12 protein-coding genes are annotated in these 14,413 nt (G+C 36.0%); 6 read left to right on the top strand and 6 right to left on the bottom strand.

All coding sequences use genetic code 11. The features are described from left to right. Positions 1–3: 3 nt before the first annotated feature. Both L1275_RS02215 and L1275_RS02210 read right to left on the bottom strand, forming a co-directional pair. Complete coding sequence (locus L1275_RS02215) at positions 4–384, bottom strand: acyl-CoA thioesterase (RefSeq protein ID WP_253469253.1); 381 nt, start codon at positions 382–384, stop codon at positions 4–6. Then, entirely contained in the window at positions 377–799 is a 423-nt protein-coding gene (locus tag L1275_RS02210) for an NUDIX hydrolase (RefSeq protein ID WP_253469251.1), read from the bottom strand. Before L1275_RS02210 ends, L1275_RS02215 begins: the two co-directional genes overlap by 8 nt. Positions 800–1,004: 205 nt before the next feature. On the opposite strand from L1275_RS02210, the gene L1275_RS02205 reads away from it, so the two are divergent. The 3 genes from L1275_RS02205 (at position 1,005) to L1275_RS02195 (ending at position 4,900) form a co-directional block, all read left to right on the top strand. Further along, entirely contained in the window at positions 1,005–2,255 is a 1,251-nt protein-coding gene (locus L1275_RS02205) for an OmpA family protein (RefSeq protein WP_253469249.1), read from the top strand. A gap of 105 nt (positions 2,256–2,360) precedes the next feature. Further along, on the top strand, positions 2,361–4,343 hold the full coding sequence (gene uvrB / locus L1275_RS02200) for an excinuclease ABC subunit UvrB (protein WP_253469247.1): 1,983 nt from the start codon (positions 2,361–2,363) through the stop codon (positions 4,341–4,343). 113 nt (positions 4,344–4,456) lie between these two features. Continuing rightward, the gene (locus L1275_RS02195) at positions 4,457–4,900 is read left to right on the top strand and encodes a DUF1456 family protein (protein WP_253469245.1); all 444 of its coding nucleotides are present in this window, start codon (positions 4,457–4,459) and stop codon (positions 4,898–4,900) included. 108 nt (positions 4,901–5,008) lie between these two features. On the opposite strand, the gene sucC is transcribed toward L1275_RS02195, so the two are convergent. Then, positions 5,009–6,202 carry an ADP-forming succinate--CoA ligase subunit beta gene (gene sucC / locus L1275_RS02190; protein ID WP_253469243.1) on the bottom strand — a complete coding sequence of 398 codons (1,194 nt, stop codon included), beginning with the start codon at positions 6,200–6,202 and terminating at the stop codon, positions 5,009–5,011. Between the two features lie 455 nt (positions 6,203–6,657). Here sucC and L1275_RS02185 point away from each other — a divergent pair, with 455 nt between their 5' ends. Continuing rightward, a complete protein-coding gene (locus tag L1275_RS02185; RefSeq protein WP_253469241.1) occupies positions 6,658–7,662 on the top strand; it encodes a hypothetical protein in 1,005 nt (334 codons plus the stop codon). 91 nt (positions 7,663–7,753) lie between these two features. Here the strand turns inward: L1275_RS02185 and L1275_RS02180 are convergent, their stop codons facing one another. Both L1275_RS02180 and L1275_RS02175 read right to left on the bottom strand, forming a co-directional pair. Further along, a complete protein-coding gene (locus tag L1275_RS02180) occupies positions 7,754–8,374 on the bottom strand; it encodes an L-threonylcarbamoyladenylate synthase (protein WP_253469239.1) in 621 nt (206 codons plus the stop codon). Between the two features lie 27 nt (positions 8,375–8,401). After that, entirely contained in the window at positions 8,402–10,732 is a 2,331-nt protein-coding gene (locus L1275_RS02175) for an ATP-dependent helicase (RefSeq protein WP_253469237.1), read from the bottom strand. A gap of 129 nt (positions 10,733–10,861) precedes the next feature. On the opposite strand from L1275_RS02175, the gene L1275_RS02170 reads away from it, so the two are divergent. Both L1275_RS02170 and L1275_RS02165 read left to right on the top strand, forming a co-directional pair. Then, entirely contained in the window at positions 10,862–11,389 is a 528-nt protein-coding gene (locus tag L1275_RS02170) for a hypothetical protein (RefSeq protein ID WP_253469235.1), read from the top strand. Positions 11,390–11,440: 51 nt separating this feature from the next. Next, complete coding sequence (locus L1275_RS02165; RefSeq protein ID WP_253469233.1) at positions 11,441–12,229, top strand: alpha/beta fold hydrolase; 789 nt, start codon at positions 11,441–11,443, stop codon at positions 12,227–12,229. A gap of 169 nt (positions 12,230–12,398) precedes the next feature. Here the strand turns inward: L1275_RS02165 and ettA are convergent, their stop codons facing one another. Continuing rightward, entirely contained in the window at positions 12,399–14,087 is a 1,689-nt protein-coding gene (ettA, locus tag L1275_RS02160) for an energy-dependent translational throttle protein EttA (RefSeq protein ID WP_253469231.1), read from the bottom strand. Positions 14,088–14,413 lie beyond the last annotated feature (326 nt).

Here is a 14,413-nt window from a genome sequence, read left to right as displayed (position 1 = left end):
TAATTATAAAAAAGATTTTGTTTCAGTTACTCCATGCGGACTCGGATTGCCACTATCGTCTAGATTTACCATAGTTATCGATTCGACAGTAATGATTAGTTCGTCGGTCATGGCGTTAAAAACTTGACACGTCATGGTTATCGAAGTGGTTCCATAATGCGTGACTTTTAATTGAATTTCGATAATGTCTGATTGTTTGGCTGTACTCATGAAGTCAATTGCCGACATGTGTTTAGAAACAATTTTATTGTTTCCCAGATCGATAATAGCCATGGAGGCCGCTTCTTCAGAGATCCAGGCTAATAGAGTACCTCCAAACAAGGTGCTGTTAGCATTTAAGTCCTCGGGTTTTACCCATCTCCTGCTTCTGTAAATATTAGTCATTCAAAAATTTATTTAATGCACATTCGACAATTTCTCGATGATCGAACGCCAGCAAAGGTAAGTCTTTAATGGAAAACCAACCAACTTCTTTTGCATCATCATTGGCTTTCGCTTCTACTTCCTCCTTTAATAAGGTATAATAAGCTACACTAACCGTATGCGATCTCGGATCTCTAAAAGGTTTTCCAAAGGCTCCTACTTGAAGTAATTCTGTAACTCTAACCGTAGTTTCTTCGTATAATTCTCGTTTTGCAGCATCTTGCAGATCTTCATTTTCATCGACAAAACCTCCTGGCAATGCCCAATAATCTTTATAAGGATCGTTTTTTCTTTGGATTAAAAGCAGCTGAAAATCAGATCCATCCGCTCGCAAAACAACGCAATCCACTGTCACGAAAATTTTAGATACGTACATATAATCGCTTTTTTAATTTTAAAACTAAGTTTAATGATTAATAAAATGTTAAAATTAATATTAATTTAGCTAAAGTTGTACTTTTAATTGAAAAAAGTGGTTTTTTTTTTAGGTATACAGATTTTTGTTTTATATTTGCAGTAGTAACAACGCTTTAAAATGCTTTTAAGTTTTGATAAAGAGTAATTATTAAAAAAAAGAAAATATGAAAAAAATTGCATTACCAGTATTAGCTACAGTTCTTGCTTTCGGATCAATGAATGCTCAAGAGCGTCCTTACAACAAATGGTCAGTTGACTTAAACGCAGGTTTAACTAAACCGACAGAGCCTTTCACTTCAGGGTATTTCGCTGATACGTTTGGTTTTATCCATGCTGATGGAGGTGTTCGTTATATGTTTAACAACAAATTCGGTGTTAAAGCTGATTTTGGATACGACAAAATCGAAAATGATGACGATAGTAAAAAATTCGAAACTCAATATTACAGAACTAGCCTACAAGGGGTAGTTAACTTAGGAAGGGTTTTAAATTTTGAAGAGTGGACTAAAGTTTTGAACATACAGGCTCATGCAGGTGCAGGTTATTCTTGGATGACTAGTGATGGTTTCAAAGGAACTGATCAAATGGCTAATGTGATAGCAGGTATTACAGGTCAGTTGAAATTATCTGAAAGAGTTGCGTTAAATGCAGATTTCACGATGATCAAAAATGCTAGACAAAACAATTCTTTTGATGGCTATACTGATGTATCAGATCTTAGAGGTTTACAAGGAACACTTTATAATGCTACTTTAGGTCTTTCAATCTACTTAGGTGGACATGGAACACATGCTGACTGGTATTATGGAGATTCTTCAACAAACAAATTGGCTGAATTAGACAGCAGATTAACAGATGTTGAAAATAAAATGATTGATTCTGACAATGATGGTGTGCCAGATTATTTAGATCAAGAGCCAAATACTCCAGCTGGAGCAATGGTTGATGTAAAAGGTAGATCAATTGACAAAAATAATAATGGTATTCCAGATAGTTTCGAATCTTACTTACAAGAGAAATACGGAAACCAAAAAGTGGAAACAATGACTGTTGAAGACAGCGCATTGGTTAAAGAATTAATCAACAAAGGTTATGTTGCTGTATATTTTGATTTCAACAAATCAGAACCTACTGCTGCTTCTACTGAAGGTATGAACTTCATAGTTACTTACTTAAGAAGTAACCCATCTTCTTCTGTTGAAGTTCTTGGATATGCTGATGCTGTAGGTGGAAATTCTACTTACAACAAACAACTATCTCAAAAACGTGCTACAAGAGTTAAAGACATCTTAGTAAAATCAGGTGTTGCTGCTTCTAAAATTTCAGTTGCTGGAAACGGTGTAGATGATTCAGTTGAAAAATCTTCAAACAAAGCTCGTGAAATCGCTCGTAGAGTTGTATTCAAAGTAAAATAATTTGTTAGAATTTTATAATATTACTTCAAAAAGCGCAAGTTTATCTTGCGCTTTTTTTATACCTTAATATCTAGAATATACCTTACTTTTGTAAAAACTATCACTATGGATTTTAAAGTAGTTTCGGATTATCAACCTACAGGGGATCAACCTACTGCTATACAAAAACTGTCTCAAGGAATTATCGATCAGGAAAAGTATCAAACACTTTTAGGTGTAACCGGTTCAGGAAAAACCTTTACGATTGCGAATGTTATTCAAGAAGTAAAAAAGCCTACGCTTGTTTTAGCACATAATAAAACATTAGCAGCACAGTTGTATTCAGAATTCAAATCGTTTTTCCCAAACAATGCTGTAGAATATTTTGTGTCTTACTATGACTATTATCAACCCGAAGCCTTTATTCCGGTAACAGGGACTTATATAGAAAAAGATCTTTCGATTAACGAAGAACTCGAGAAAATGAGGTTGAGTACTACCTCGTCGCTACTCTCGGGTAGACGTGATATCATCGTTGTCGCTTCCGTGTCTTGTTTATACGGTATTGGAAATCCTGTAGAATTTCAAAAAAACGTCGTGACTATCGAGCTGGATCAAGTTATTAGTAGAACAAAGTTTCTACATCGACTCGTACAGAGTTTGTACTCCCGCACCGAAGCTGAGTTTACTCCTGGTACATTTAGAATTAAAGGAGATACGGTCGAAGTTTTCCCTAGTTACGCAGATAACCCGTTTCGAATTCACTTTTTTGGCGATGAGATTGAAGATATTGAAGTTTTTAATCCCAAGGATTCTCAAGTAATTGAAAAGTATACCCAACTGAATATTTACCCGGCTAATATGTTTGTCACTTCTCCTGATGTGCTGCAAAATGCTATATGGGAAATTCAACAAGATTTGGTCAAACAGGTCGATTATTTTAAAGAAATCGGAAAGCATTTAGAAGCCAAGCGATTAGAGGAGCGCACGAACTTTGATTTGGAAATGATTCGTGAACTGGGCTATTGCTCTGGAATTGAGAATTATTCTCGTTACTTAGACGGTCGTTTACCCGGCACCCGACCGTTCTGTCTTTTGGATTATTTTCCCAATGATTTTCTGATGGTTGTTGATGAAAGTCACGTGACCATTTCACAAGTCCATGCCATGTATGGCGGTGACCGATCTCGTAAGGAAAATCTGGTTGAATACGGTTTTAGATTACCTGCAGCTATGGATAATCGTCCTTTAAAATTCGAGGAGTTTGAAAGTATGCAAAATCAGGTCATTTATGTTTCGGCTACACCAGCAGACTACGAACTAGAAAAGTCTGAGGGGATTTATGTAGAACAAGTTATTCGGCCAACTGGATTATTAGACCCGATTATAGAAGTGCGTCCAAGTCTCAATCAGATTGATGATTTAATTGAAGAAATACAAAAAAGGGTTGAAGTTGATGAACGCGTTTTAGTAACGACCTTAACAAAGAGAATGGCTGAAGAATTGGCTAAGTATCTCGATAGGATGTCAATACGTTGTAGATATATACATTCTGATATTGATACTTTAGAACGTGTGGAAATCATGCAGGATCTTAGAAAAGGTATTTTTGATGTACTAATCGGTGTCAACCTACTCCGTGAAGGCTTGGATTTGCCAGAAGTTTCGTTAGTAGCTATACTTGATGCAGATAAAGAAGGTTTTTTGAGAAGCCATCGCTCGTTGACGCAAACCGTCGGTCGTGCTGCTCGAAATATCAACGGTCGTGCTATCATGTATGCCGATAAAATTACAGCCAGTATGCAGAAAACTTTGGATGAAACCGAGTACAGACGCAGCAAACAACATGCTTATAACATCCAACACGGTCTGGAACCCAAAGCATTAAATAAAAAGATTTCTGGCGAACTGACCAAAGATGTATTGTCGGATCCTACTACGCATTTTTCTGCTGTTGCCGAAAATAGTTTGAAATATGCCAGTAAAGCTGAAATCGAAAAAGTAATTCGCGAAAAGCGAAAAGCTATGGAAGCTGCAGCCAAAGATTTGGATTTTATGCAAGCAGCCAAACTGCGTGATGAAATCAATAGTTTAAAGGAGAAAATGTAATTCGAGTGCCGAAAGTCGGAATTCGTAAGTCGACTAACGAATCACGAATAAAGCCATAAACGAATAGTCAAATACACATAATAATTGTACTTTTGTACAAATCAATCACCATAATGACAAATAACGATATTTTTAAAAAATTACGTGTTGCCTTGCAATTACGCGATGATCAAATCATAGAAATTTTAGAATTAGTAGATTTTAGAATTTCGAAAGGAGAAATTGGGAATTTTTTTAGAGATCCCGAACATCCTAAGTATGTGGAATGTGGTGATCAGGTATTGAGAAATTTTTTAAATGCATTAGTCATTCATTTGAGAGGAACTAAAGAAGAACCAAAAGTTCCCATGGATGTGATTAAATCTCACAAACCTAAACCTTCAAAAGAATACGATCAGAAGGACCGCAAGGATAGAGATACTAATTCAAGTCATGCAAAACCTAAAACTTTTTCTAAATCGAGAGATAAAAAACCGGATTTAAAAAACAAGAAATTCAACCCACTAGGTAATGTTAAGTACAATAACGGAAAACCTAAGAAGAAGGATAACGAGTAAACGATATAAAACGTCGTTGGAACCTAGATTTCAACGACGTTTTTTTTATAACTAAAAAAGCCTGAACATAAGTTCAGGCTTTTTTAATAAAACGATATCTTGGATTGATTAAGACAAAGCAGCTTTAACTTGATCTGCAGCTTCTTGAAATTCAACAGCAGATAAAATAGGCATACCTGAATTATCAATTAATTCTTTTGCAATTTCTGCATTGGTACCTTGAAGACGAACGATGATTGGCACATTGATCGTGTCACCCATATTTTTGTAAGCATCAACAACACCTTGTGCAACACGGTCACAACGAACAATTCCACCAAAAATGTTAATCAAAATAGCTTTAACATTAGGATCTTTTAAGATAATACGGAAAGCTGTCTCAACACGTTTAGCATCAGCAGTTCCACCTACGTCTAAGAAGTTAGCTGGTTCAAAACCTGCATATTTAATTAAATCCATAGTAGCCATTGCTAAACCAGCACCGTTTACCATACATCCAACTGTACCATCTAAATCAACATAGTTAAGACCTACTTCTTTTGCTTCAACTTCAATTGGATTCTCTTCTGAGATATCGCGCATTTCAGCATATTCTTTTTGTCTGTAAAGTGCATTGTCATCTAAAGAAACTTTTGCATCTACAGCTAAAATCTTGTCATCTGAAGTTTTTAAAACTGGATTGATTTCAAACATTGATGAATCACTTCCTACATAAGCATTGTAAAGTGCATCTACAAACTTAACCATTTCTTTAAAAGCATTTCCTGATAAACCTAAGTTAAAAGCAATTCTTCTTGCTTGGAAACCTTGAAGTCCAACACTAGGATCTACTTCTTCTTTGAAAATTAAATGTGGAGTGTTTTCAGCAACATCTTCGATATCCATACCTCCTTCAGTAGAATACATAATCATATTACGACCGTTAGAACGATCTAAAAGTACTGACATGTAAAATTCAGACGGCTCATTTTCACCTGGGTAATAAACATCCTCGGCAACTAATACGCGGTTTACCTTTTTTCCTTGTGGTGGAGTTTGCGGAGTTATTAAGTCCATACCAATAATTTGACCAGCAATTTCTTTTACTTGATCTAAATTTTTAGCCAATTTAACGCCTCCACCTTTACCGCGTCCACCTGCGTGAATTTGAGCTTTGATCACATACCAACCAGTACCTGTTTCTTCCGTTAATTGTTTTGCTTTTTCTACCGCTTCTTCCGCGTTGTTAGCAACATAGCCACGTTGTACTCTTACTCCGTAACTTGCTAATATTTGTTTACCTTGAAATTCGTGTAAATTCATAGTGAAATATGTTTAGCTTTAAATATAAACTGATTACAAAAATAACAAACTTCAATGGAAAAGCCTAATATTTTTACTACTTATCTGTTTTTTGACTGTTTCTATTTAGGGAACTAAAGTATTGTTTTGACAATCGTTTTTTAAAGCGTTGTTAGTTATTTTACTGTCAGTAATCACCGATTTAAGAAGCCTATGATTTTCTTCATTTTTATAACAAAACAATACGGCAAGAGTTTGGAATTAACGAAACGCCAAGTGAAAGACACTAAATACCAATCGACTATAATTAATTATCTAAAAATAGGCTAAACTTGCTTTTATTATTGAAATGATAGTGCAGGAATGGCTTTTGATACGTTGCGGATGATTGATCTTGTTTTTAGTAGATCATCATTGCTTAGTGGATACCATTTGCTGGTTATTTAAAAGTAAAAAGTGTCTTAAAATGTATAGTAATGATGAAACAAAGTGACTTAATAGAATTAATTGGGCTGGCATCGAATGATCCTAAACTGCTGATGTTTTTTGAAAAATATCAATTGGGTAAACTACCCAAAACAATTACTCCCAACCAAGGGTCTAAAAGTATTATCTACAAACCACTAAACATTTCCTTCTGGTTTAAATACGACATTACAAATGATCGATTTCAGCCGCCTATAAGCCCTAAGAACGACGATTATAAATTTGTTGCTTACTTGTCTAGCATACAATTTACGCACCAGGAGGATTCTGCTAAGAAACCAGATCCCAAACCTCAAGATTTTTGGGATGTAATCCCCGCTCCCATTCTTTCCGTAGAAGCCATAGAGAAAATTATGGGTGAAGCTGCTAGTACGTATAGCGATGAGTCTATTTATGAGATGAAAATGGATCCCGATACAGTGCTTAAAGTATTTTATACTTGGGATAAAAAAAAGAATTTGTCTGCATCTAGTAACGTATCAGTTATTGAGCAATCCGAATTAATATCAAGCGTATATTTCGAAAGTAGGTATAATCAAGAGTCTTTCGCTTTTAGTAAAAGATGTGCCAATCTCATAGTGAAATGGTTATTTGATCGTAGATTTCTAGCTCTTAGTGATGCTATTTATCAAGATGGACTAGCAGCAGATTCAGATGCTATCGTAAAATTTGTCCATCAATATTGTAATGGGCATGTATGGAACAATCAATTGCTACCCGTTGATCATTTGAGATCGTTCTTATATTATCTTCCAAGGAATACTAATTTCTATGATAATCAAGGCAATAAGTACTCCTTTTATATACAAGATATAATTTTAGTATGCCTCGGCAAAAAAGAAAGCTTTGATATTTTATACGATCAAGATCTTACACAATCCGATCAATTTTTAAATGAAATCATCTTTGATAGTCGATTATATAATCAAATGTCGCTTATACTCAACACCAAGTTTGATTATTTTATCACACTAAAGGAAAGGAATTCGAATTAAAGAGTTTTATTATAATCGAAGTAAATTACCTATAAAAACACCAATTGATGTAGATTTTAAAAAGCTGTCTAAGAAGACAGCTTTTTAAAATCTAAAAAACGTCAATACTTCCTTTACCTTCTCTGATGACTTCGGGTTCGGGACCAGACAGATCTATTATAGTAGAGGCTTGATTATCTCCGAAACCACCATCGATGACTACATCGACGATGTTTTGCCATTTTTCAAAAATCAATTCTGGATCGGTGGTATATTCAACCAAAGTATCTTCATCATAAATTGAGGTAGATACAATGGGATTACCCAACTGTCGAACTAATTCTAACGCAATGCTGTTATCGGGTACACGTATACCAACGGTTTTTTTCTTTTTGAACTCTTTGGGAAGGTTATTGTTTCCGGGAAGAATAAAAGTGTAAGGACCGGGTAAACTGCGCTTTAAAATCTTAAAAGTCGATGTTTCGATCTGTTTAACATAATCCGATATATTGCTCAAATCATGACAAACAAATGAAAAATTAGCTTTATCGAGTTTGATCCCCTTGATTTTTGCTATTTTTTCTAATGCTTTTGAGTTCGTTATATCACAGCCTAAACCGTAAACGGTATCAGTTGGATAGATCACCAATCCCCCATTTCTAAGGATGGTTACTACTTTCGCAATTTCCTTAGCGTTGGGATTGTCGGGATATATTTTAATGAATTTTGCCATAATATTTCGTGTTTACTACGGTATAAGTTAGCCTAAAATTTGCAATTTTGCAAATCGTAATAGCAATTTCTTTAACCCGCCCACATCAAATTTAATTTCTGCTTTTTTATCAGCTCCTGCTCCTTCTAGATTAACAATCAATCCTTTACCAAATCGTTCATGCATCACAATTTGACCGACTTCTAATCCATAGTCTACGTTTGATTTAACGGTCGGTCCCGCATGGGATGTGACAGGTTTTAATCGGCGAATATTGTGGTCAACAGTGTCTTCTTGTTGTAAAGTGCTTGGAGGTGTTCCACTTAGCGGTTTTTGTTGACGCAGTTTAGATTTATCGACATCGCCAAAAATATCACTATTGATACGCGGTTTGTAGCGGTAATTGGTTTCCGTAGGCGTTAAGTATTCCAAATACTGAGAATCTATTTCTTCTATAAATCGAGAAGGTTCACTATCTACTAATTTTCCCCAACGATAACGAGATTGTGCATAGGTCAAATAAGCTTGATGCTCTGCTCGGGTCAAGGCAACATAAAACAACCTTCGCTCCTCTTCTAGTTCACTACGCGTACTCATACTCATAGCACTCGGGAATAAATCCTCTTCCATTCCGACACAAAATACCGTTGGAAATTCCAAACCTTTCGCCAAGTGAATCGTCATCAAAGCTACGCGGTCGTCATCGCCTTTGTCGTTATCGAGATCCGTCGCCAAAGCAACATCTTCCATAAATTCACTTAATGCTCCTCGCGCACCATCAACCTCTTTCTGTCCATCAGTGAAGTCTTTGATACCGTTTAGTAATTCTTCTATATTTTCCATTTTGGTAATTCCCTCGGGAGTACCATCTTTTTTCAATTCTTGAACCAATCCCGATTTCTTAGCAACGTGATCCGTTAAGAAGTACGCATCTTGATTTTCATTTAAGATTTGGAAGCTTTTAATCATATTGACAAAATCCGTCAATTTATTTTTTGTTCCCGCAGTAATCTTCAAGTCGATTTTATCAATGTGTTCCATGATTTCATAGATCGATCGCTTATAGTGATTGGCAGCAATGGTCAATTTATCGATTGTAGTGTGGCCAATTCCACGAGCGGGATAATTGATTACACGTACCAAAGCTTCTTCGTCTTTAGGATTGATTACCAAGCGCAAATAACTTAAAACGTCCTTCACCTCTTTACGTTGGTAAAAAGACAATCCTCCATAAATTCGATACGGAATATCTCTTTTTCTCAGGGCATCCTCCATCGCTCGAGATTGCGCATTGGTGCGATATAGAATAGCAAAATCACCATTCTTTTGCTGGTTGCGCATTTTTTCCTCAAAAATGGTTCCGGCTACAAATCGTCCCTCTTCTCCATCAGTCAAAGAACGGTGTACTTTTATCTTAGGTCCAAAGTCGTTGGCGGTCCAAACGATTTTTTCCAGTTTGACTTTATTCTTATCTATTATGGTATTGGCAGCTTCTACAATGTTTTTCGAAGAACGGTAGTTTTGTTCCAAACGATAGGTTTGTACGTTTTCGTAATCCTTTTGAAAGTTTAAGATATTATTGATATTGGCACCGCGGAAGGCATAAATACTTTGTGCATCATCTCCAACAACACAAATGTTGTGAAAGCGATCCGATAAGGCTCTCACAATTAAATATTGAGAGTGATTCGTATCTTGGTACTCATCCACTAAAATATATCTAAAACGATCTTGGTATTTCATTAAAACGTCTGGAAAACGCGTTAACAGCTCATTGGTTTTCAACAGTAAATCGTCAAAATCCATGGCTCCAGATTTAAAACAACGGTCCACATAATGTTGATATATTTCCCCCATACGAGGTTTTTTACTCATCGCATCTGCTTCTTGTAAATCAGGATTATCGTAGTATGCCTTGACTGTAATCAAGCTGTTCTTAAAGGATGAAATTCTGCTCAAAACTTGTTTGGGTTTATATACATCTCTATCCAACTGCATCTCCTTGATGATTTGCCCAATCAAACGTAAACTGTCTTGTGAGTCGTAAATCGTAAAATTGGAAGGATATCCCAATTTATCAGCTTCTGAACGCAATATTTTAGCAAATACCGAGTGAAAAGTTCCCATCCAAAGATTCTTGGCTTCCGAACTTCCTACGATTTGCGAAATACGTGTTTTCATCTCCCGCGCTGCCTTATTGGTAAAGGTTAGCGAAAGAATATTAAAAGCGTCGACGCCTTGATGCATTAAATAGGCAATGCGCAAAGTCAAAACACGGGTTTTTCCCGAGCCTGCTCCAGCGATCACAATCATTGGCCCATCCTTCTGTAGTACAGGCGCTTGTTGCGCCTCATTCAATTGACTTATATAGTTTTGCATAATTTCGATCCCAAAATTCAAAAATACTACTCCTTAGCCGTTATAACAAGTTTTTTAACGGCTTAAAAAAATTTTGATAGTCTAGCAAAATTGTGTTTATTTTGGTATTTACTTAATCCGTTTGAAACTATGCAGTTTGATTTTTTATTAGAGACTTTTTCCTACACTTTTCCAGCCATAGTTACAGGTGCTGTTGCGTATTTTTATTTTTCAGAATTTGTCAAACAAAATGACAAAAGAGAGTCTGCCGCTGTGCCGACTCAAAATCTAGAAAAAGATAAATTTACCTTGCGCTTACAAGCATACGAAAGATTAACACTCTTTCTAGAACGCAACGATTTAAAGAATCTATTGGTTCGTATCGCTCCAATTTCATTGGGAAAAACCGCTTATGAAACCTTATTAGTACAACATATAGAACAGGAGTTTGAATACAATTTATCACAACAGATTTATATTTCAGAAAATCTTTGGACTGTGGTTAAAAATGCTAAGAATAAATTAGTACAAGAAATAAGTACTCAAGCTGCTAATCAGCATAATCGCGACGCCAACGATTTGCGTCAAGCTTTACTTAAAAGTAGTTTTCCAGAAAATAATCCGATAGCTACTGCCTTATTAACTGTTAAGGAAGAAGCACGTATATTATTGAGTTAGAAAACGGGTCCATAAAACAGCTCTCATAAAGAACGAATAAATAACCTATCCATGGAAAAATATATTTTATCTACAGACGGTGTAAAATTGCACTACACAGAAACGGGCAAAGGAAATACGGCGATCGTTTTTGTACACGGTTGGCTTGGAAACGTCAATTGGTGGAACGGTCAAGAGACTTTTTTAAAGGACAGCTATACGGTTGTTAAAATAGACTTAGGCGGGCATGGAAAATCCGATAGAACTAGGAAGAATTGGACTGCGGAACAATATGCTGATGATATTAAAACGGTGGTAAACCAGATAAATGTGGCCGATGTTATACTAGTAGGACATTCGATGTCTGGTGCATATGTACTTCAAGCAGCCTTAGATCTTCCTCAGGTAAAAGCGTTAATTTTAATAGATACTTTAAAAGATTTAGATCAAGTGTTTACACCTGAACAGGCCGAGCAGTACATGTTTGATTTTTACCGTAACGACTTTAAATCAGCCATTGAAGACATTATGCCGGCCTATCTTTTTGTTGAAGAGACGCCTATTGCAGTAAAACAACAGCTTCAAAATGAATTCCTTCAAAACGATTCTGAACTGGCTATAAATGCATTGAAGCCTTTATATGAAATGGATGTCCAGAAACTGTCTAAAATGATTACTATTCCAGTGAGAGGAATTCTTTCCGATTCGGAGGGCATTGATTTGAATAGCAATAACAAATACTTTAAAGACTACGACAGTATGGTTATTAAAGCAACCGGTCATTATCCGATGCTTGAGAAACCCGAAGAGTTTAATGCCGCGCTAAAAACGGTTTTAGAAGAATTAAAACTTCAAAAGTAAAACAGCGTAATGTATCAGTATTCAAGGGGCTAAATACGAAACAGTTTTACTTCATGAGATGCGAATACTCGAATCTTAAGCTTTCTTAACGCGACATTACCCATAATAAAAAAGAGGTCGTATTTTTAAAATACGACCTCTTTAAGTATTGATTTTAGAAAGTGAAAAACTATCTAATTAATTTTTTATATTTCACACGTGTCGGAGCCACATCACCAAAACGTTTTTTACGATTTTCCTCATATTCAGAGAAGGATCCTTCAAAGAAATAAACCTGAGAATCGTTTTCGAACGCTAGAATATGTGTACAAACACGGTCTAAGAACCATCTATCGTGGGAAATGATTACTGCACATCCAGCAAAGTTGTCTAAACCTTCTTCTAAAGCACGTAGCGTATTAACGTCCAAGTCGTTGGTAGGCTCATCCAGTAATAATACGTTACCTTCCTCTTTTAAAGTCATGGCTAAGTGAAGGCGGTTACGCTCTCCACCAGACAAAGTGGCTACTTTTTTATTTTGATCGGATCCAGCGAAGTTAAAACGGCTTAAATAAGCTCTTGAATTGACTTGTCTACCTCCCATCATAATCAATTCTTGACCATCACAGAAATTCTCCCAGATTGTTTTCTCGGGATCGATATTGCTGTGCGATTGATCGACATAAGCAATTTTAACCGTTTCTCCGATTTCGAATGAACCTGAGTCTGGCTGCTGTTCATTCATAATCATTCTGAAAATAGTCGATTTACCAGCACCGTTAGGTCCGATAATACCAACGATTCCAGCCTGTGGTAAAGTAAAGTTTAAATCTTCATATAACAATTTATCACCAAATGCTTTAGAAACGTGTTTGGCTTCGATAACTTGTGTTCCTAAGCGGGGACCATTCGGAATGTATATTTCCAAATTCTCTTCTAACGATTTTTGATCCTCATTTAATAATTTATCGTAATTCTGTAAACGTGCTTTCTGTTTGGTTTGTCTTCCCTTGGCACCTTGACGTACCCAATCCAACTCACGTTCCAAGTTTTTTCGACGTTTAGAAGCTATTTTTTCCTCTTGTCGTAGACGAGTAGATTTTTGATCTAACCACGAGCTGTAGTTCCCTTTCCAAGGAATTCCCTCTCCTCGATCCAATTCTAAGATCCATCCAGCTACATTATCCAAAAAGTATCGATCATGCGTTACTGCGATAACAGTACCTGGGTATTGTTGTAAATGCTGTTCTAACCATAATACCGATTCAGCATCTAAGTGGTTGGTAGGCTCATCTAGTAACAATACATCCGGTTGTTGTAATAACAACCTACATAAGGCCACACGTCTGCGCTCTCCTCCTGATAGAATATTAATTGGAGTGTCGGGCTCTGGAGTTCTTAATGCATCCATAGCTATTTCTAACTTGGTTTCTAATTCCCATCCTCCTGCAGCATCAATTTTATCTTGTAAAACCGCTTGCTGATCCATCAGTTTCTGCATTTTATCTGCATCTTCATAAACTTCTGGAAGACCAAACATATCGTTGATTTTATTGAACTCCTCCAAAACAGCCACAATTTCTGCAGCTCCTTCTTTGACGATCTCAATAACCGTCTTGGTCTCATCTAAGATCGGTTCTTGTTCTAAATATCCAACTGTATATCCCGGAGCAAAAACCACATCTCCTTGATAGTTTTTATCAACTCCAGCAATAATCTTAAGCAAAGAAGACTTTCCCGAACCATTAAGACCTAGAATACCAATTTTTGCTCCATAGAAAAAGCTTAAATAAATATCTTTTAAGACTTGTTTATTGGTCGAAGAATAAGTTTTACTCAGCTTCGACATTGAAAAAATAACTTTTTTATCGTCTGACATACAATGTTTGATTAGTTTTTAAGTGTTTTTTTTAGATCCGTTTTACCCAACTTTTCCAAAAAATCAAAATTAATACATTATTTGCGATAAAAGAAATATAAAGTTTTAATATAAATCCTACCAGAGCGCTAAGAGTTTTTGATGCTGATTTTTGTCCTTAAGGAAAAGAGCCGGGCTCCTTTAACCGTTTTATCAAATAAAAGCGCGATTCACAAATCCAAAAAAATATTTGCCGGAGTTGATAAATTTGTACTTAAAGTATTTCGCAGCATATCAACTTGTTAGGAAAATTGTCGTATCGCGTTATTAAAATCTTACAAAAAATA

This window comes from Flavobacterium sp. HSC-61S13, from assembly GCF_024171535.1.
Classification (GTDB): Bacteria; Bacteroidota; Bacteroidia; order Flavobacteriales; family Flavobacteriaceae; genus Flavobacterium.
Note: the sequence above shows the minus strand (reverse complement) of the source record. Positions and strands in the feature narration are given on the sequence as shown.